Source organism: Yinghuangia soli, from assembly GCF_021502675.1.
Taxonomy (GTDB): Bacteria; Actinomycetota; Actinomycetes; order Streptomycetales; family Streptomycetaceae; genus Yinghuangia; species Yinghuangia soli.
The window spans coordinates 42,947-62,650 of sequence record NZ_JAKFHA010000036.1 but is presented as its reverse complement, the minus strand read 5'-3'; the positions used below and the strand labels follow the sequence as shown (position 1 = coordinate 62,650).

The following is a 19,704-nucleotide window of genomic DNA, read 5'->3' as shown; positions in this document are numbered from 1 at the left end:
CCGCCTGCCTACCCGGGAGACCTCTTGCCACCGCAGTATCCTTCGGGGCCCATGGCATTGGCGGACGAGGAGAAGCCGCCGACGTACCCGGGACTGCCGCCCGCAGCATCGTTCGGCACACGACCCGAGTTGGACGACCTCGCGCTGGCTTCCGGCCGCAGACACCTGAAGGCCCGTCAACGCGGGGCGGACAAAGCGGCGTTGCTCAGGATCCTGGTCGCCCTCCCTGCCGCTTTGGTCAGCCTGCTGGTCGTAGTCGCCGCCTTCGCCTTGATCAGCATCGGCCTTGCCGGACTCATGGGCCTGACATGGCTCGCCTCCGGAGCGTTGGCTTTCCACCGGCCTTCGGAAGCGTTCATCGCCCGCCGGATCCTGGGTATGCGCCGCCCGAACCCGGCGGAGTCCCGACGCCTGGCCGACGTGTGGGCCGAGGTGACCCGTCGAGCGGGAGTCCGGCAAGAGACCTACGAATTGTGGATCCAAGAGCGCGCCGACCTCGACGTGACCGCGACCGCCGGCCACGTCGTGGGCGTCACTGCGTACGCGATGGACCACCTCCCGAACTCCCGACTCGCCGCCGTTCTCGCCCACGAACTCGGTCACCACGTAGGCGGCCACAGCTGGGCCGCGACCCTCGCCGACTGGTACGCCCTCCCGGCCCGGAAGACCGGGCGCTGGCTCCTCCGCGGACTCACCAAGCTGGTCCGCTCGACCAGCCCACGCGCCCTACTCCTGACCGCCGGACTCCTACTCGTCCTGGGCGTGTTCGGCTACGTTCTGGCGATCGCCCTGCACATGTGGTGGCTGGTGCTCATGCTCGCGATCACCCCACCGCTCACCTCATGGCTCCACCGCCGTGCCGAATACCGCGCCGACGACTTCGCCGCGGGCCTCGGCTTCGGCCCCGAACTCACCGCGGTCCTCACCGACGAACACGACCCGAGCAACAGCGACCCCCTACACGCAGCCCGCCTCCGCCACCTCCACCGCACAATCGGGCCCGGGCTTTGAAGGGCACGGCGATGCAGGGGCCCGAGGATCGGCAGGACACCGCCTCCGCCCCGGAGCAGATCCGGAGGAGCCGGCGCTGAAAGCAGAGCCCCGCTCAGCCACCGGTGCAGCACAGAAACGAAGAGGGCGTTCTCGATGACTCGAGAACGCCCTCTTCGGATACCGCTTGCTTGTGCGCCGCCAGGGACTCGAACCCCGGACCCGCTGATTAAGAGTCAGCTGCTCTAACCAACTGAGCTAGCGGCGCTTGCTGCGATGGGAAGACAGTATCAGGAGGGCGGGGAGATCAAAAAATCGGGCGTGGGGTGGCGGGGCCTTGGCGGGGCCGCCTTTCTTCGGGGCTGGTGCGGCGCCACCCGCTGAACTGCTTCTCGCAGGACGCGTGGCTGTGCGCGGTATGGCTGCCGGGTGGTGTGCGGCGGCCGTGGGCTGCCCGGAGCTCGCCCTTCCGTCCCCGTGGCGATCGACGCCTCGCGTCGGTTCGGACCTGCCTGGCGGCGGGTCCCGTCGGGGGCGCTTGGGGTGGTTTGGGGTGGGGGGTGTGGTGGGGGTGGGTGGGGTGGGGATGGTGGGGGGAATGGGGGTGGGGAGCTTTGTGGGGGCGGGTTGGGGTGAAAGGGGGGCGTGTAGTGGGTGGTGCGGTGAAAGGCCAGGTCGCGGGGAGGACTTTTGGGAGGACATGGGGAGGACGCTGGTTTCCGGACATGTGCAAAGTGGTCCCCGCGCGTAGCTCACGACGGGTACCGTCAGGATCACGGCCCGCCACACTGTGCAGCGCTGTAGGTTGACGGGCATCCGTGGGCCGCGCATCTTCGGGGAGGACGCCGATGGCCATACGGCAGGGTGGCGGCTCCCCCGCGCCGGGGAACGTCCGGCTGAAGGCGCTGCGCCACGCCAAGGGGTGGGTGTCCCAGCAGCAACTCGCCGATGCCTTCGAGAAGAAGGCGCTCGAGTGCGGGCTGCGGCTGGCCGTCAGCGTGCGGCAGGTGCGGCGCTGGGAGAGTGCCGAGCCGCCGTGGCCCACGCCCGATTACCAGAAGGTCCTGCAGGAGCTGTTCGGGCGTCCGCTGACGGATCTGGGGTTCACGCCGCCGTGGCAGGCGGAGTTGGATGCGACCGGGGGGACGCCGCCTGAGCCGGCCGGGGGGTTCGGTGCCGCCGGAGAGCCGGGCGGGGTCGGGCCGGTCGGGGGCAACGGGGGACCTGTCGGGGGCAATGGCGGACCTGGGGGCCCGGGAGGGCAGTCGGGTTACGGGCCGCCCGGGGGGCGGGCGTACGGGCCGCTCAACGGGGCGGCGGATGCGCCCCGGCCGCCGGGGGGAAGGCAGGGGTACCGGTTCGTGCCGCGGGCCCACCGGATGGGCACCGAGGGCCGGAATGCCGGTACGGACGGGCGTGAGCCGCCCGGCCAGGTCGTCTTACCCCGCGGCGCCGCCCCGCCGCAGCGTTCGATACCCGCTGCTCCCGGGCTGATGCCCGAGCCCGCGCACTTTGTGGAGCCGCGGGGTGATCTGGACGGCCTGGTGCCGCCATCGCGCCGCAGTTCGGGGCTGATCCTGCCGGGCCAGGGCCCGCCGCGGGCCGTGCACGACCTGCGGGTCGCCCCGCCGGCGCTGCTGCGGGCCGGCGACCGGGTCGGGAACGGCGCGGGCAGCGACGGGCTGATGAACCTGGCGGACCACATCCCGGGCCCGGGCCGGGACGGGCGCCTGGGGTCGGCGGTGGCGGACCAGTACGCGCGGCTGACCGCGTCGTACCGGCAGATGTACTGGGTGGCTCCGGCTGGGATGACGTACCGCCCGGTGGTGAACCATGTGATCTTCGGCGACCAGTTGCTGAAGGCCCCCGGCCCCGGGCGGCCGCGGCGGGTGCTGGCCGCGTCGGTGGCGGAGACCGCGATGCTGGCGGGGCGTATCGCGTTCTTCGATCTGGGCGACGAGGGTGTCGCCAAGACGTTCTACAAGTTGGCGGACCAGGCGGCGTACGACGCGCAGGAACCGCTGTTGCGGCAGGCGGTGTTCGCGCACCGGGCGTTCATGCCGGCGTTTGCGGGGCGGCCCGGCGAGGCCCGGGCGCTGGTCGAACGGGCGAACAACCCGGGACTGTTGGCGGACATCGGGGCGCCGGCGCTCATGCGTTCGTGGTTGTGCGCGGTCAATGCGGAGATCGAGTCGCTGATCGGCGACAAGGACCGCGCGCTGCACCTGATGGACAGAGCCGAGGACTTCCTTGCACACCAGGACGACCTCGAAGTCCCGGCCTGGCTAGACTTCTTCGACTCCGCGCGGTTGTGGGGTTTCCGGGGCGGCGCGGAGCTGGCGGCGAAGCGGTACGACGCGGCGCGGGACGCGCTGACGGATGCACTCGGGGACCTGCCCGCCAACGCCGCCAAGCAGCAGGCGGTGACGTGCGCGGACCTGGCCCGGGTGGCGGCGGCGAGCGGCGACCTCGACGAGGCGAGCGGGATGCTGTCGCGGGCGCTGGACGCGCTCACCCGGCAGTGGTACTCGCTCGCGATGGACCGCGTGAAGGAAGTACGGCTGGAGCTGGAGCCGTTCAAGAACGCGGCCTGCATACGCAGGCTCGACGAGGAACTGGTGACGTGGAAGCACCTCGGACCGGCGGAGGAGGACATGGAGCAGCCGGAGCTGGAGAGGTGATCGGGGGCGGCCGGCACCGGCTTCCGGCACGCTGACCGGCTGCGAATGGCCCGCCTTGTCGTACGCATGGGTCACACTGTGGCGGGACCGCACAACCTTCACGACGGTACGGAGCCGCACACCACGCCATGGGCACCACCGACACTCGACTCGACCTGCTGCGGGGGTCGTTGCCGACGCGCAACCACAACGCGCGTACGGTCGCGGCACTGGCCGCGAACCCCGGCTGCGCGCGGCGCGGAGTGATGGACGCCGCCGGGATAGACAAGACGGTCCTGGCCGCCCGGCTGGGGCAGGCCACCGCGTACGGCCAGTCGCCCTTCGCGATCGTCCGCGGCCACGCCTTCGAGGCGCTGGTCAAGGCGGACGGCGGGGCCGGCCTGCGGGAGCTGCTGCACGACGTGCTGGGCGTGCCGCCCGAGGCCGTCGCCGACGGCGAGTACGCGGAACTCGGCGGCGAGCTGCCCGAGGATGCCGAGCAGGACAAGAAGCGCCCCGGGCGCGAAGAGCGCGTCGCCCGCACCCGTAGTGCGCTCCGGCGTGCCCTGGAGGACGCGCGCCCCGGACTGTGCGCGATCCTCGACCACCCGCTGCTGCCGCTGGACGTCTCCGGCACCCGGGCCTACCTGGAGCCGGACGCGATGGCCTGCCTGATCGCCGGCCGCCTGCACGTCGTCGAGATCAAGTCCTTCTCGGTGATCGACGGCGGTGCCGACCCGGCCAAGCTCGCCTCGGCGGCCCGGCAGGCCGCGGTCTACGTGCTCGCGCTGCAGCAGACCATGGCCGAGCTCGGCCACCCGCCCGACGTGGTGTCGACGGACGTGGTCCTGGTCTGCCCCAAGGACTTCTCGAACCAGCCCACCGCCGCCCTCCTCGACATCCGCAAGGAGCTCGCCGTCACCCGGCGCCGCCTTGCGCGCCTGGCGCGCGTGGACGACCTGCTCGCGCCCCTGCCCGCCGGGCTCAGCTTCGACCTGGGCGAGGAGGCCGCCCCGCAAGCGGTGGCCGACGCGGTCGCCGCCGTCCCCGCGGCGTACATCCCCGGCTGCCTGTCGACCTGCGAGCTGGCGTACTTCTGCCGGGCCGAGGCCCGGGCCTGCCAGAGCGGGCACGGCCCCGGCGGCCTGGCCGGCACGCTCGGCACCGCGATCCGCGGTGAGCTGGGCGGCATCGACGACATCGGGCGCGCGCTCGACCTGGCGGACGGGAAGTGCGCGCCGGAGCGCGGCGAAGAAGAGATCGCCCGCGTGCTCCGGCGTGCGGAGGCCCTGCGCCGCGAGGTCCTGGACGACGTCGCCGCCCGGCGCAGCGCAGGACTCGCGGGGGCGGTGGCCGCCTCGTGAGCGCGGTCACCGCACTCGGGCGCCTGCGCGCCGCCGCCACCGGCTACGCCCAGCCGGCCGCGACCGTCCGGCACCGGCACCTGTCCGACCGGCCGCTGGTGTTCGTGCCGTACGCGATGGCCGGTGAGGCCTTCGCCCCGCTCGCCGCGCTGATCGGCGACGACCCGGACGCCCCGCACCTGTTCGTCGTCCCGCAACCGCGCGACCGGCAGCGCCGGTTCGCACACGTGGCCGAACTGGCGCGCATCCTCGTGCCCTATCTGACCGAACACCTGTCCAGTACCGAGACCGTCGAACGCCGCAACGACGAAGCGTACGAACGCGCACTCGACGCACCGCAGGTGATCGTCCCGTCCCGGGGCGGCATCGAGTACCTGCACCTGCTCGGGCGTTCGACCCGCTTCCGGCGCACCGAGGGCGAGTACGCCGTGCACCCGGACGTCCCGCTCATGGGCCGCTGGTGCACCTACCTCGCGGACCGCGCCCGCATGCCCGGCTCGTCCGTGCTGCTCGCGCTCACCGACCTGCTCACCCAGACCTGGTCGACCGGGCAGAGCGACCTGGAGAACGGCGAACTGGCCGCGCTGATGGGCTGGGTCGACCCGGAACGGGGCCGCACCGGGGCGGAGACCGCCCGCGACGCCGAGGGCGCGCCGCCCGCCGGCCCCGCGACCGCACCGGAGTTCGACGAGAAGCTCGCCCCGCTCATCGCCGCCTACGACACCGCGGAACGGGCCGAGAACTCCCGGGCCGCGGCCCGTGCCGAAGAGCGGATAAGGGACCTCCTGGGCGTCGAGCTCATGCCGACCTGGCACCGCGTGTGGCGCGGCCTGGAGCTCATGCGCGAACTCCCGCCCGGGGCCTCGGTGGCCGGCCGCTGGGAGACCGACCGCATGTCGTACAGCCTCTTCGCGGCGGACCTCGACAGCCCCGACTCCCGCCCGCAGCCGCGCATCCCCGGTGCCGTCGCGGCCGCCCAGCAGCTCTCCCGCCGCGAGCAGGCGCAGTCCCGGCTGGACACCGAGCAACTGCGCGACGACCCGCTGCTGATGGCCGAGGCCCGGCTGTCCGGGCAGGCGTTCCGCGGCCGCGTGGCGGCCGTCGAGGCGGACCGCATGGTGACCGAGCCGGGCAAGAAGCAGGCCCGGCCCCGGCCCCTCCTGGTCGTGCGGACCACCGACGAGCCGCTGCTCCTGCGCGAGACCGAACTGGAGTGCGTCGAACGCCCCAAGGCCAGGGCCAAGCTGATCGCGGTCGCCGACGGCCCGGACGGCACCCGCGAGGTCCGCATCGAACTGACGGGCGGAATGGGCCGCGGCAAGACCCCCGAGGAAGGCAGCATCCCCGAAGAAGGCGAACTCCTGTGCTGGACGGTCGCCGCCTCCGGATTCCGCGGCGGCCCGAAGTGGCCCTCCCCGGAAGAGACTCCGTGGACGCACGGCGGCCCGCCCGAGCCGCGCAAGGAGCTCCAGGAAGGCGAGGTGCGCCAGCCCGACGAGGAAGAACTGGCGGCCGCGGAGGAACCGTGGGTGTGAACGCGGCACCCGCGCAGACCGCGGCCGGCAGGCCCGACGCGGGGCACGGCCGGCACGAAGGACGCACGACCGCGCACGCGACCGCGTGCGCAAAGGAGTTCCGGGGATGAACGCAGGAGCCATGCAGCCCGGCAGCGACGCGGCAGCCGAGCAAGGCCAGGACCAGGACCCCGGCAAAGCCGCCGGGCGCGTCACCGCGGCCGTGCTCGCCGACCTCGCGTCCGGTCGGCACCGCGGCGTCGTCGTCGACTCCCCGCCCGGCGCGGGCAAGTCGACGCTGGTGGTCAGGGCGGCCGCGGAGATCGCCGGCCGCGGCGACCGCCTCATGATCGTCGCGCAGACCAACAACCAGGTCGACGACCTGCTGCTGCGCCTCGCCGAGGAGCACCCCGGCCTGGTCCTCGGCCGGCTGTCCGCCGCCGACTACCGGCCCGGCGAGGAACTCGCCGCCACCCCCGTGCAGATCGCGGGCAAGGCCGCCGACCTGGACGGCTGCGAGATCGTCGTGTCCACCGCGGCGAAATGGGCGCTGGTCGACGACCGCCGCTGGGCCTGGGCGATCGTCGACGAGGCGTACCAGATGCGTTCGGACGCCCTGCTGCTCGTCGCGCGGCTGTTCGACCGCGCACTGTTCGTCGGCGACCCGGGCCAACTCGACCCGTTCGCGACCGTGGACGCCGCGCAGTGGCACGGGCTCACCTACGACCCCTCGCAGAGCGCGGTGGCGGTGCTGCGCCGCCACAACCCCGATCTCCCGGTGCACCGGCTGCCCGTGTCGTGGCGGCTGCCCGCCACCGCCGCGCCGCTGGTCTCCGAGGCGTTCTACCCCTTCACGCCGTTCCGTTCGGGCACCGGACGCCGCGACCGCGCCCTCGGGTTCGAACCCGGGCGCAAGTGCGACCCGTACGACCAAGTCGTCGACATCGCCGCCGAGTCCGGCTGGGGGATGCTCGAACTCCCGTCCGGTTTCACGCTGCCGTCCGACGACGAGACGGTCCGCACCGTCGCGGAACTGGCCGCCCGGGTCCTGGCCCGGCGCGGCACCGCGGTCTCCGAACGCGGCGAGAACGCGCTGGACGCCGCGCGCATCGCGGTCGGTGTCAGCCACCGCGAGCAGCGCTCCCGGGTCGAGGCCGCCCTGGTCCGGCTGAACGGGGAGATCCCCGGCGCCCGCGACATTGTCGTGGACACCGCGAACCGGCTGCAGGGCCGGGAGTTCGACGTCACCGTCTTCCTGCACCCGCTCTCCGGCCGCCGCGACGCGACCGCCTTCCACCTGGAGACCGGCCGCCTGTGCGTGCTCGCGTCCCGGCACCGGCACGCCTGCCTGGTGGTCGCCCGGGCCGGCATCCCCGAACTCCTGGACGCCCACCCGTCCGCGGAGCCGGTGCACCTGGGACTGCCCGTGTCGTTCCCGGACGGCTGGGAGGCGAACCAGGCGGTGCTGGGCACGCTCGCCGACAACCGCGTACAGCTCTGAGCGGCACGCGCACGGCCCCGGGCGTACGCCGGTACGGCCCCCGGTTCAGTCGCCGCGCTTGGCGATCAGGCGCTCCCCGTACTCGATCATCTTGACCGTGTACGCCTCGCTCCACCCGGTCCGCGCCGCGATCTGGGCAGGTTCGAGCCGGTCGAACCGCCGCCGGTCGGCCAGCCGTGCCACCGCTATCGCCTGGTAGTCCACCGCCTTGTCCGCCGCGGCGCGGAACGCCTCGGCGAGCTGCGTCGACCGGTCGAGCATCACCTGCGGGTCGGTGAGGTCGTCCAGATCGAAGAACCGCTCCTCTTCGCGTTCGAACACCGAGGGTTCGAACAGCAGCCGTGCCGGTCGGATGCGCGGCTTGGACGGCTCTGGCGGCATGACGTACTCCTCCTGGCGCGGTCTAGGCCCCCGTGACGACGATGGGGACATGCCCACTGGGGGTGCGGCTACGCACATGACCGGCGGGTAACCGCGATCATGCCGCAGCCTTGGGTAGGAAACGGTCAAATCACCCCAGGCGCCGCGGTGTTCACGGCCCGGCGTGCGCCGCCCCGGTGCCGGCGCCGGCACCGCTGACGGCCCCGGTCCCGGCCGCCTCCGGCTGCCCCGGCTGCCCCGGGAGTCCGGCCTGCCCGGGAGGCGCCCCCAACTCCACGGCTATCGCCTCGCGCAGCAGCTCGCGTGCGCGTTCGACCGTGGTCGTGCCGCTCAGCCACCGCTGGCTCAGTCCCTCGATCAGCCCGGTCAGGCGCTCCGCTGCGGCCGCCGCGTCGACCGCGTCCGCCACCTCGCCCGCGTCCTGCGCGGTCCGGACCGCCTCGGCGATGCCCGCCGTCCAGCGCGCGGTCGAGTCCCGCAGCGCCTCGCGCAGGTCGTCGTCGAAGACCGTGGAGGCCCGCAGTTCGCCCCACGCGGTGCTGGTCTCGCGGACCGTCGGGGTGTCCTGGATCTCGAACAGCAGCATCTGCTCGACCGCGACCCGCGGCCCGCCCGCCGTGATCGCGTCGTCGGTGTACCGGGTGGCCAGCCCGTTCACGAACTCCAGGGTGTGGCGCAGCAGTCCGGCCCGGTCCTTGAAGTGGTAGTAGATCAGCCCCGCCGACACGTCGGCCTCGGCCGCCAGTTCCTCGATGCGCAGGCCTCGCACGCCACGCCGCGCGATCACGCGGGTGGCGGCTTCCAGGATGGTGGTACGACGGTCGCTCACGGGACGACACGGTAGCCGCTGCATTTCGCCGCCCGGGGCGCACCCCGCCGGGAATCCCGGCATGACTGGCTGAAACTTCAGTCCGCGAACAAAAAACCACACCGAGCTATTGACTGAACCTTTAGTCAGTCCCACGATTGTCCCCCTGCCGAGCGGAGGAGACCGCGTGAAGCGCATCGCCGGAGCGAACCGGCCCGAGCAGTCCCTGAGACTCCTGGCCCCGGGCCCCTCCCGCCGCGGCTTCCTCGCCAGCGGTGCCGCGCTCGCGGGCGGCGTGCTGCTGGGCGGCTGCGGCGACGCCGCACCCGGGGACCCCACCGAACCCCCGGGCGCCGGGGCCGGGACCGAGAAGAACCTGGTGCTCGCGAACTGGGTCGACTTCAGCAACCCCGCCAACATCGAGGCGTTCGGGCAGCATTTCGGCGTCCGCGTCGTCCAGGAGGGCTACGGCTCGCAGGAGGAGCTGCTCGCCCGGCTGAGCACCGCCGGGGGCAGCGCGTACGACGTCGTCGTCCCGGCCGGCGACGGCCTGCGGCAGATGATCGACCAAGGCCTCGCGATGCGCCTCAACCCCGAGCTCGTCCCCAACCTCATCCACCTCCGCCCGGCCTTCCGCGACAACGTCTTCGACCCGGGCAACCGCTACGGCGCGCCCAAGGACTACGGGATGCTCGGCTTCTTCTGGCGCACCGCCGCGGTGAAGGAGCAGCCGCGCACCCTGCGCGAGTGCTTCGAACTCCTGCCCCGGCTCCGCGCCGCGCGCGTCAACGTCGTGGAGTCCCCGGGCGAACTCGTCAACCTCGCACTCGCCTCGCTCGACTTGTCCATCAACACCGGGGACGAGCGGGAACTCGAACGCGCCAAGCAGGTCCTGCTCCGCGCCAAGCCCGGCATCGACACCATCAGCAGCACCTACATCGAACGCGGCGAACGCGGCGAGATCGACTTCGGCCTCGGCTACACCGGCGACGTCCAGCGCATCGCCGCGGCCCGCGCAGCGGTCGGCGACGAGGTGAAGTTCCTTGTCCCGGAAGGGAGGGCCGAGTACTTCGTGGACTTCTGGGCCATCCCCAGCACCGCGAAGAACCCGGTGGCCGCGCACCGGTTCGTCAATTTCATGCTCGAACCCATGAACGCCGGCGCCGAGATGGACTACATCAAGTTCGGCAGCCCGGTGCTGGGCGCGCACGCCTTCGCGTCGCGCGCGGTCGCCGCCGACCCGGTGGTCAACATCCCGGACGAGACGCTCCGCCGGTACGAGGTGGCCACCGAGCCGACGCCGGCCGCGGCGAGCATCCGGGCCCGCATCTACGCCGAATTCGCGGCGGCCTGACCCGAGCGAGGCGCGTCCGCGGCGCCGTCCGGCAGGGCTCGGGTCCCGCCGAGGCGGGCGTCCCGCCGGATGGCTCCGCGGTCTGGTCAGGCCGCCGGGCGCAGGTACGGGCGGGCCCGGAAGCTCGGCCGAGGCCGCGCGCTACGAAGGTCGCGCTGCCCCGGCTGCGGCGTGGACCCGGCCGGCCACTGGGGGGTGGGCCCGGCACAGGGATGCCGCGGGGAGCGGGGCATGGCGTGGCGGCGCCGGGAAGCCCCAGGGAAGTTGCAGTACCGGCCGAGGCGAGTCGGACAAGGGGGAGCCGCTCAGTCAGGAACCCCGGCCGGTACGTTCGTGGCGAAGGTCGGAGACCTTCGGAGACAGAGGGTCAGGAGACCCTCTGGTGGGAGTCGGCGAGAGTTCTCGCCGCCTCCGCTATTGCGGCCCGCACGTGGTGCAGCGCGGTGAGCCGCCCTTCAGGACTCGGCGGGACCAGCCACACCAGCGGCCCGTCCTCGCAGTCCGCCGGCGGCACCGTGATCCAGGCGCCGCGGCCGTGGTGGCGCGGACCGACCGCGCGCTGCCGGGCCGCCGGAGCGGCCGCGGCCGGCGGCACCAGGAACCCGATGCGGCGGTAGCGCCGGTCCGAGATGACCGGGCCCACCGCGACCCGGTGCGCGTACAGCGCCCCCAGGGCCTCGAAGCCCAGCCGGTCCTCCACCTCGATGACGTCGAACGTCTCGCCCGCCGCGACCAGACGCGGCGCATGCGGGTTCCGGATCGTGTCCTGCGGCACCACGGCCGTCCTGTTGCGGTTGACGTCGGCGTTCAACGGAGGCGTCCTCTCGGGTCGGTGCGTGGGCCGTGGTCCGTGCGGTCCGTTTCGGTGCGGTGCGGTGCCGTGCTCTGTGCCGTCCAGTGCTGTTCGGGTGCCGTGCCGTACTGCCATGCGAGGTCGCTGCCGTGCCTTGCGAGGTCCGGTCCGCGTCCTGACGTGATGTCAGGGGCGTCCTCCCGGGCCGGGCCGGATGTCCTCCCGCCGTCCTGACAACGATGCAACCAGCTAGGCACCCTCCGTGACGAGGCCGCCACCGGGGACTCCTGGAGGACTCGTGGAGGACTCTTGCCCCCTCCGGGGCCTTCTGCCATGGCGGTACACGTCCTCCGGCCGTCAGGATCGGGAACCGGTATCCCTCCCTCCGCAAACCGGAACCCGCCCGGCACCCGCCGCGGGTTCCCGGTGCGGTGCAGGCATGCCCACCATCACGATGCGCGTGGAGGACGCGGTGCAACGACGTAGCTTCCTGGCCGGTTCCGCCGGCGTGGCCGCGGGAGTGACCGCGACCGCGCACGGCCGTGCCGCGGCCCGTACTTCCGACCCCGCGGGGTACGCCCGGACCACCGCCCGCCTGCGCGAGCAGTACTGGACCCACGAACCCGCCCACCTGCTGCCCCGGGTGGCCGGCCATGTCCGGGCCGGCGCCGGACTCCTGGCCCGGCGGCCCGACCCGCGGGTGGCCGTCGCAGTCGCCGAATCGGCGCTGCTGGTCTCCCGCATAGCCTTCTTCGACCTGCAGCTCGGCGCCAAGCAGGTCGAACCCTGGCAGGACCTCGCGCTCGCCGCGGCCGACACGGCCGGCGACGGAGCGCTGGGCGCCGCAGTCCTGGGCCACATGTCGTTCGCCCCCGCCTGGTCGGGACGCGGCGGCGAGGCCCGCGGGCGCCTGGACGCGGCCCGCAAACGTGCTTCCCGCGGCGACGCCGGACCGGTCATCCACGCCTGGCTCGACGCGGTCGCCTCCGAGGCCGAGGTACGCCTCGGCAACCCGGGTGGCGCATTCCCGCTCCTCGACCGGGCCGCCGACGTGCTGCACCCGGCCGGCGCCGCGGCCGGTTCCTGGTCCGCGGCCGGGCCGCCCGCCTGGCTCGACTGGTTCTCCGGACCCCGCCTCGACGGGTTCCGCGGCGCCGCCGAACTGGCCGCCGGCCGGACCGACCACGCGAAGGCCACGCTGCACCGCACCCTGGCCGGGCTCTCCCCGGACGCGGACAAGCAGCGCGCGGTCACGCTGGCGGACCTGGCCGGCGCCGCGGCCGCGGCCCGCGACCCCGAGGACGCCTGCGCCCTGCTGCACCGCGTCCTCGAACTCGTCGAGAAACAGGGCTACGCCACCGCGGTCGACCGGGTCCGCACGGTCCGCGCGGCGCTCGCCCCGTGGGCCCGCGAACGGTTCGTGGCCGAACTCGACGACCGGCTGGCCGCCGGGCAGCAGGCACCCCCGCCCGCCCCGGACCCGGCCGCCTGAGCAGCGCCGCGCACGCGGCGCCGCCCACCCGGCCGCCCCGGCCGTCCTGGTCGCGCCGACCTTGTCGATCGTCCGGTGCATGTGGAGCATCCGGCACATCCAGCGCCTCTGGCACGTCCGGTACACGGCACGCTGCCTCCCCGTCAGGCCGGCGGCCGGCCCGGAACCGCAAAGGTCCGGGCCGGCCGCCGCCTGTGTCCTTCACTTCTCGGCCGGCCGCCGGCCGCCCGGCCGCTCAGCCGCGCGGCGCCCGCCCCGGGTCCAACCGCATGATCTCGCCCGGGAGTTCGTCCAGCGACCCGAGCAACACGTCCGCCACTTCGCGCAGTTCCGGATCGCCTGCGACCAGCATGCCCCACGGCCCGCGCCGGATGTGGGCGGTCCGCAGACCCGCCCGGTGGGCCGGTCGCACGTCGTTGTCCAGCCGGTCGCCGACGTAGAGGATCTCCGCGGCCGGGAAGGGGCACTCCGCGACCAGCCGCTCGAAGAACTCCGGGTCCGGCTTGCTCAGCCCCCAGTCGTCCGACGTCGCCACCAGGTCCACGCCCAGCTCGAGACCGCGCAGTATCGATCCGGCATTGCGCGTCTGGTTTCCGGCCACGCCCAGCCACAGCCCCATCCCGGCCAGCGCCTTCAGGCACGGCCGGGTGTCCTGGTACAGGTCGTCCTCGCCGAACCACTCCGGGCTGCCGGCCGCCGTGCGGGCGGCGCGTTCGGCGTCCAGGTCGAAGCCGGGTCGAAACCGCTGGAAGGTCTCGCGGTAGTCCAGGCCTTGCGCGAGCACCATGCCGAACACCGCGGAGAAGGTATGCCGCGGGACGCCCAGCCAGTCGGCCCAGGTCCCGTACTCACGGCTCTCGTCGACCAGGGTCTCGCCCACGTCGAACACGACCGCGTTGATCCTCATGAACTGCTCCCGTCGTCGGCCCCGGACGGACGCGGCCGGGTGACAGGAAGACCCGGATGGCGCGGGACCACCCAGACCGTACCGCGGCACCCCTCCCCGGGACCGGGCCAACCATGCGTCCGGTCGGGCGGTCCGATGCCCGGGAAAGTCCCGTGCGCCCGCGCATCCGCCGCGCACCGCCCGTCCGCACGCCGGAGTGCACTTCCGCCCGGCCGCACGCCCTGGTTGCATGGCCATTGATGACACGTGTCGCCCATGATAGAACCGGTTTCACTTTTGGGGCCTCGTCCCGGGCCCGTGCGGACCCGCGCCAGAGCCCCTGGAAACCGTCGCAGCCGTCGCAATCGCGGCACGGATACCGGAGGTTGTCGTGGCCGACTCCGATGAGGTCGCCCGCCCGCAGGTCAGCAACCGCGACCTGGCCGAGGTGCACGACCAGCTCGTCGCGTGGCTCGCCGGACGCCTGCCGGACGGCGCCGACCCGCAGATCTCCGAGCTGAGCATCCCGGCGACGAACGGCATGTCCAGCGAGACGCTCCTCTTCGACGCGTCCTGGACCGAGGACGGCGCGGAGCGCACCGAGCGCTGCGTGGTCCGCATGCGCCCGGCCGCCGAGGCCAAGCCGGTCTTCCCGACCTACGACCTGGACAAGCAGTACCGGGTCATGACGCTGGTCGGCGAGCGCTGCGGCATCCCGGTGCCCAAGCTGCTGTGGAACGAGCCCGGCGAGGAGGCCCTCGGCGCGCCGTTCTTCGTGATGCGCCGTGCGGACGGCGCCGCGCCGCCGGACGTCATGCCGTACACGATCGACAGCTGGCTGCTCAAGGCCGACGCCGCCGAGCAGCGCCGCCTGCAGGAAGCCTCGGTGGCCATCGTCGCGGACATCCACCAGATCGAGACCACCCCCGACGAGATCGCCTTCCTCCAGCTGGAGCAGCCCGGCGACACCCCCATGCGCCGCCACCTGAACGACCTCAAGGCGTTCTACGAGTGGGGCATGGAAGGCCACCCGGTGCCGCTCCTCGACCGCGGTTTCGCGTGGCTGGAGGAGAACTTCCCCGAGGACACCGGCGACGACGTCATCAGCTGGGGCGACGCCCGCATCGGCAACATCCTCTACGTCGACTTCACGCCCACCGCGGTCCTCGACTGGGAGATGGCCGCGGTCGGCCCGCGCGAGCTGGACCTGGCCTGGATGGTCTTCATCCACGACTTCTTCCAGGACATCGCCACCCGCTACGGCGGCCTGCCCGGCATCCCGAACCTGCTGCGCCGCGAGGACGTCTACGGCCAGTACGCGTCCCTCACCGGCCACACCCCGAAGAACACGCAGTACTTCGAGGTCTACGCGGCCATCCGGCACGGCGTCGTCATGGCCCGCATCGCGCACCGCCAGGCGTTCTTCGGCGAGCGCGTCATGCCCGAGAACCTCGACGAGACGGTCCTGCACCGCACCCTCATCGAGGCCATGCTGGCCGGCACCTACTGGGACGACCTGCCCGCCGCGGACGCCGGCACCGCCGAGGCTCCCGAGGCCGCCGAGTGAACCCCATCGGCCAGCTGATCGCCGCCGACGAAGGCTTCTGCCACCAGGTCACCGAGACCTTCGGCTCGGTCGGCACCACCGACCCGTCGTGGACCGAGAAGGTCTGCGCGATGGCCGCCGCCCGCGACGGCAGCCTGCAACTGGGCTTCGGGCTCGGCAAGTACACCAACCGCAACGTCATGGACGGGTACGCCGGCATCTCCCGCGGCGTCGAGCAGATCACCGTCCGCGCCTCGCGGCGCCTTGCGCCCGACCCGACGCTCACCGAGATCGGCCCGGTCAAGTACGAGGTGGTCGAGCCCCTCAAGGTCGTGCGGTTCGTGCTGGAGCCGAACGACGCCCAGCCGATCGCGTTCGACTGGACCTTCGAGGCCGTCGTCCCGCCGGTCTGCGAGGAGCGCACCCACAACCGCCGCGCCTACCGCGTCACCGCCGACCTGGTGCGCTACCACCAGACCGGCGTCGCGCACGGCTGGGTCGAGGTGGACGGCGAGCGCACCGAGATCACCCCGGACACCTGGGTCTCCACCCGCGACCACTCCTGGGGCACCCGGTACGACGTCGGCACCCCGGCCTCCGACCTGGAGCCGGCCGGCATGCCGGAGGGCGCGTCCTTCCGGATGATCTGGTCCCCGGTGCTCATGGAGCGCCCGGACGGCAGCCGGTACGCGCTGTTCCTGCACTACCAGATCACCACCGCGCGCGGCTTCTCCCAGAAGCGCGTCACGGGCGGCGTCGAGCACCCGGACGGCCGCGTCGAGGAATGGGCCGACCTGGTCCCCGAGCTGTCCTTCGACCCGGGCAACCGCCGGCTCCTGGGCGGCAAGCTGCACGCCACCATGGCCGACGGCTCGTCCCGCCCGCTGCAGATCGAGACCGTCTCGGACACCGGCTTCCACCTCGGTGCCGGGCTGTACTTCGGCTTCGACGGGCACCACCACGGCGAGTGGCGCGGCGCGCTGCACGTCGAGGGGGAGCGCATCGCGGACTGCTCGACGCCCGAGCAGGCCCGCCGGCTGCACCAGATCCGGGACACCGTGATCCGGGTCACCGACCCGGTCGGCGGCGGCGTCGGCTGGGGCAACTGCCAGCCGATCATCACCGGCGCGGACCCGGCCCTCGGGCTCACCGCGGAGACGTCGTTCATGTAGGAGCGCACCCGGGCCGCCGCACACCCCGTGTGCATCGGCCCTGGTGAGGCGGCCTGCGCCTGCCGAAAAGGGGACCCGTCCGCGGTGCGGGACGGGTCCCGCAGGCCGCCTTCCCTCTTGCAGACTGCGGAAGTTCACCCGCACGGGTGATGGTGTGTGATCGGCGACATCCGCCGGACACGCCCCCCTGACTTGCCGGTAGCATGAACCACCGGGGCGGTGCTCCGGTGATTCACAGCCGGAGGTGCGTCATGACGATCGGGGGGATCGACCCGCCAGTAGGCGCGGGCGCACGGGATGTGACGCCCCGTCCGGTCGATGCGCGCACCGACAAACGCGGCGACACCGACCGGAACGCCGAACGGTCCGGCCGTTCCGCGCGCCGCCCCGTGCAGCGCCTCAGCCTCGCCGCCGCCACGTTCCTGATCGGCGGCGGGCGCAAACGCAGCCCCGAGGCTCTCGAGACCCTCATCCCGCTGGTGCAGGTGCACCGCGCGCACCACCCCAAGGCCGACCTCGCCCTGCTGCAACGCGCCTTCCAGGTCGCCGAGTTGTCGCACCGCGGCCAGATGCGCAAGAGCGGCGAGGCGTACATCACGCACCCGCTCGCCGTCGCCACCATCCTCGCCGAGCTGGGCGCCGACACCACCACGCTGGTCGCGGCCCTCCTGCACGACACCGTCGAGGACACCGACCTCACCCTCGGCGCGGTCCGCGAATCCTTCGGCGACGACGTCGCGCACCTGGTCGACGGCGTCACCAAGCTCGAGAAGGTCGACTTCAACAACCGGCAAGAGGCCGAAGCCGAGACCATGCGCAAGATCCTCGTGGCCACCGGCCGCGACCTGCGCGTGACGGTCATCAAACTGGCCGACCGGCTGCACAACATGCGGACCATCCGGCACATGCGCCGGGCCAGCCAGATCCGCATCGCCGAGGTCACCCGCGACGTCTTCATCCCGCTCGCCGAACGCCTCGGCATCCACGTGCTCAAGACCGAGCTGGAAGACATCGTCTTCGCCACCCTCAAGGCCGACGAGCACGCCGGCATCGTGCGGGTGCTCGCCGAGACCGCCGCCGAGCGCGACCAGGCCGCCGCGGAGCTGGCCGGCTCGGTGCGCCGCGCGCTGCGCGAGGCCGGCATCGACGCCCAGGTCACCCCGCGCCCCCGGCACCACGTCTCGGCCCGCCGCGTGCAGGTGCGCCGCGGCGACGCCCCGCTCGGCCCGTTCGACCTGTCCCGGCTCATGGTCGTCGTCGACGCGGACACCGACTGCTACGGCGCGCTCGGCGTGCTGCACACCTGCTGGACGCCGCTCGCGGGGGAGTTCAAGGACTTCATCGCGACCCCCAAGTTCAACCTGTACCAGTCGCTGCACACCGCGATCTCGCTGCGCGGCGGCGAGGTGGTCGAGGTCCTCATCCGCACCCGGCGCATGCACCGGCTCGCCGAGTTCGGCGTGGTCGCGCACACCGGCGACGACGGCTCCGAGGAGCGCGGCCAGCTCGAATGGCTGCACCGCCTGCTCACCTGGCAGGGCGGCATCCCGGACGCCACCGCGTTCTGGTCGCAGCTCACCGCCGACCTGTCCGCGGACCGCGAGCTCCTGGTCTTCACGCCGGGCGGCCGCCCGCTGACCCTGCCCGCCGGGTCCACCTGCGTGGACGCCGCGTACGCCATCGGCGAGCAGACCGGGCACCGCTGTATCGGCGCCCAGGTCAACGGCCGCCTCGTGGCGTTGTCCTCGGTACTCGCGGACGGCGAGACGGTATCGATCATCACGGCCCCGCCGACCGGCGCGGGCCCTTCTCGTGAATGGCTCGGTTTCGTCCGCAGCCCGCTGGCCCGGGTGGCGATCGCGAGCTGGCTGGCCGAGCATCCGGAGGCCGGCGAGTCCCCGGCCGAGACCGCGAAGACCGCAGGCCCGGCAGGTGCGGCCGGTGCGGCCGGGACCAAGTCCGCACTTCGCGACCCGGCAGCGGACGCCGCCGGGTTCGGCCCGGCGGCCGGCGACCCGGCGGGCATCTCCGCGCTGCGGCCCGGGGTCGGCGCGCCGGTCGAGCAGGACGCCGGGGAGAACCTCGTATCGGTGCCCGGCTCTCCGGGCGCCCCGGTACGCCTGGCCCGCTGCTGCACCCCGGTGCCGCCGGACGACCTGGCCGGCTTCGTGATCCGCGGCGGCACGGTCGCCGTGCACCAGCGCGACTGCGCGAACGTCCAGCAGATGATCAGGGCCGGGCGCGACATCGTCTCCGCGGTGTGGCTGCCGCACCAGGCCGAGCGCGGCTACCGCGTCACCGTGCAGCTCGAAGCGCTGGACCGGCCGCGGTTGCTGGCCGATGTCACCGCCGCCATCGACGCCGCCGGTGCGGACATCACCTCGGCGTCCATCGCCCCTCCGCAGCAGATGCGGGTACGCCAGACCTACACCATCCGGCTCGCCGACCTGGCCAGCCTGCCCCGGCTGCTCAAGGCCCTGCGCCGGGTCCAGGGCGTGTACGACGTCTACCGCGCGCGGCCGCGCATCCACCCCAGGGTCGCGGAGTCGCCCGGCGAGTTGTGAGCCGCCGCGCGCTGCGCCCGCCGGGCCGCGCGCCCGGCCTCGACGGCCCCGACCGGGTCAGGCCCGGACGGGGTCAGGCCTCGACCGCGTCCGGTTCCGGGTCGCCGCGGCCGGCGTCCGCCTCGGCGACGCCGCGCAACTGGTCGTTGAAGCGCGCGAGGTGGTCGGCAAGCACGTCGAGTTCCCCGGCGGGCCAACTGGAGAAACGGTCCTCCAGAACGGCGATGGTGCGGCGCCGGGCATCCGCGAGCCGCTCCCGGCCCGCCTCGGTCAGCGTGATCAGGTGCGAGCGCCGGTTCGCCGGGTCGGTGGTCCTGGCGATCGAGCCGGCCTCTTCGAGCGCGGTCAGCTGCCGGCTGACCGTGGTCTTGTCCAGGCTCAGCGTGCAGGACAGTTCCTTGCCGGTCGAGGTGACCCGCTCCTCCAGCACCGCCAGCAGGTGGTACTCGGCCTGCGTGATGCCGGCCGCATGCAGCGGCGGCGCCATGAGTCCGCGCAGCAGCCGCGTGGCGGCCCCTACTTCGCGCACCACGCGCCGTCCGGCACTGTCCTTCACGGCCGCCCGCTGCACCTGCTCGCCCACGCCGACACCCGACACCCTCGCCACGACAATGCTGTCGCAGACAGCGTGCCGCACAACGGTTGCTGAACACAACCGGGAAGCGCCGCGCGGGTGGCG

At 73.2% G+C, this 19,704-nt stretch carries 15 protein-coding genes and 1 tRNA gene; 10 read left to right on the top strand and 6 right to left on the bottom strand.

The annotated features are described in order from the left end of the window. Positions 1-51 precede the first annotated feature (51 nt). Entirely contained in the window at positions 52-1,011 is a 960-nt protein-coding gene (locus tag LZ495_RS36225) for a M48 family metalloprotease (protein ID WP_235057401.1), read from the top strand. A 173-nt stretch (positions 1,012-1,184) separates the two neighbouring features. On the opposite strand, the gene LZ495_RS36220 is transcribed toward LZ495_RS36225, so the two are convergent. Further along, positions 1,185-1,258 (bottom strand) — tRNA-Lys (locus LZ495_RS36220). 580 nt (positions 1,259-1,838) lie between these two features. Here LZ495_RS36220 and LZ495_RS45400 point away from each other — a divergent pair. The 4 genes from LZ495_RS45400 to LZ495_RS36200 all read left to right on the top strand — a co-directional run bounded on the left by LZ495_RS45400 (position 1,839) and on the right by LZ495_RS36200 (position 8,029). Continuing rightward, on the top strand, positions 1,839-3,671 hold the full coding sequence (locus tag LZ495_RS45400) for a helix-turn-helix domain-containing protein (protein WP_372498699.1): 1,833 nt from the start codon (positions 1,839-1,841) through the stop codon (positions 3,669-3,671). Between the two features lie 128 nt (positions 3,672-3,799). Beyond that, the gene (locus LZ495_RS36210) at positions 3,800-5,014 is read left to right on the top strand and encodes a hypothetical protein (protein WP_235057400.1); all 1,215 of its coding nucleotides are present in this window, start codon (positions 3,800-3,802) and stop codon (positions 5,012-5,014) included. After that, positions 5,011-6,549, top strand: a complete 1,539-nt coding sequence (locus tag LZ495_RS36205; RefSeq protein WP_235057399.1) for a hypothetical protein — start codon at positions 5,011-5,013, stop codon at positions 6,547-6,549. The genes LZ495_RS36210 and LZ495_RS36205 overlap by 4 nt, the downstream gene beginning before the upstream one ends. 106 nt (positions 6,550-6,655) lie before the next feature. After that, entirely contained in the window at positions 6,656-8,029 is a 1,374-nt protein-coding gene (locus tag LZ495_RS36200; RefSeq protein WP_235057398.1) for an AAA family ATPase, read from the top strand. A gap of 45 nt (positions 8,030-8,074) precedes the next feature. On the opposite strand, the gene LZ495_RS36195 is transcribed toward LZ495_RS36200, so the two are convergent. Beyond that, a complete protein-coding gene (locus tag LZ495_RS36195; RefSeq protein ID WP_235057397.1) occupies positions 8,075-8,410 on the bottom strand; it encodes a DUF8844 domain-containing protein in 336 nt (111 codons plus the stop codon). A 151-nt stretch (positions 8,411-8,561) separates the two neighbouring features. Continuing rightward, a complete protein-coding gene (locus tag LZ495_RS36190) occupies positions 8,562-9,239 on the bottom strand; it encodes a TetR/AcrR family transcriptional regulator (RefSeq protein WP_308268693.1) in 678 nt (225 codons plus the stop codon). A gap of 166 nt (positions 9,240-9,405) precedes the next feature. Here LZ495_RS36190 and LZ495_RS36185 point away from each other — a divergent pair, with 166 nt between their 5' ends. Beyond that, positions 9,406-10,572 carry an ABC transporter substrate-binding protein gene (locus LZ495_RS36185; RefSeq protein WP_235057396.1) on the top strand — a complete coding sequence of 389 codons (1,167 nt, stop codon included), beginning with the start codon at positions 9,406-9,408 and terminating at the stop codon, positions 10,570-10,572. A 367-nt stretch (positions 10,573-10,939) separates the two neighbouring features. Here the strand turns inward: LZ495_RS36185 and LZ495_RS36180 are convergent, their stop codons facing one another. Continuing rightward, the gene (locus LZ495_RS36180) at positions 10,940-11,383 is read right to left on the bottom strand and encodes a hypothetical protein (protein ID WP_235057395.1); all 444 of its coding nucleotides are present in this window, start codon (positions 11,381-11,383) and stop codon (positions 10,940-10,942) included. Positions 11,384-11,627: 244 nt separating this feature from the next. Here LZ495_RS36180 and LZ495_RS36175 point away from each other — a divergent pair, with 244 nt between their 5' ends. Beyond that, entirely contained in the window at positions 11,628-12,857 is a 1,230-nt protein-coding gene (locus LZ495_RS36175) for an NsdA family TPR-like regulatory protein (RefSeq protein ID WP_505011347.1), read from the top strand. A gap of 235 nt (positions 12,858-13,092) precedes the next feature. On the opposite strand, the gene LZ495_RS36170 is transcribed toward LZ495_RS36175, so the two are convergent. Further along, entirely contained in the window at positions 13,093-13,764 is a 672-nt protein-coding gene (locus tag LZ495_RS36170) for an HAD family hydrolase (RefSeq protein ID WP_235057393.1), read from the bottom strand. A 370-nt stretch (positions 13,765-14,134) separates the two neighbouring features. On the opposite strand from LZ495_RS36170, the gene LZ495_RS36165 reads away from it, so the two are divergent. From LZ495_RS36165 to LZ495_RS36155, 3 genes are all read left to right on the top strand, one after another. After that, positions 14,135-15,310: a phosphotransferase family protein gene (locus LZ495_RS36165; protein ID WP_235057392.1), complete on the top strand. Its 1,176-nt coding sequence runs from the start codon at positions 14,135-14,137 to the stop codon at positions 15,308-15,310. Further along, positions 15,307-16,461: an Rv3169 family protein gene (locus LZ495_RS36160; RefSeq protein ID WP_235057391.1), complete on the top strand. Its 1,155-nt coding sequence runs from the start codon at positions 15,307-15,309 to the stop codon at positions 16,459-16,461. Before LZ495_RS36165 ends, LZ495_RS36160 begins: the two co-directional genes overlap by 4 nt. A 251-nt stretch (positions 16,462-16,712) precedes the next feature. Then, entirely contained in the window at positions 16,713-19,025 is a 2,313-nt protein-coding gene (locus tag LZ495_RS36155) for a RelA/SpoT family protein (RefSeq protein WP_235057390.1), read from the top strand. 73 nt (positions 19,026-19,098) lie between these two features. Here LZ495_RS36155 and LZ495_RS36150 read toward each other — a convergent pair whose 3' ends face one another. Then, on the bottom strand, positions 19,099-19,632 hold the full coding sequence (locus tag LZ495_RS36150) for a MarR family winged helix-turn-helix transcriptional regulator (RefSeq protein ID WP_235057389.1): 534 nt from the start codon (positions 19,630-19,632) through the stop codon (positions 19,099-19,101). Between the last annotated feature and the right edge of the window lie 72 nt (positions 19,633-19,704).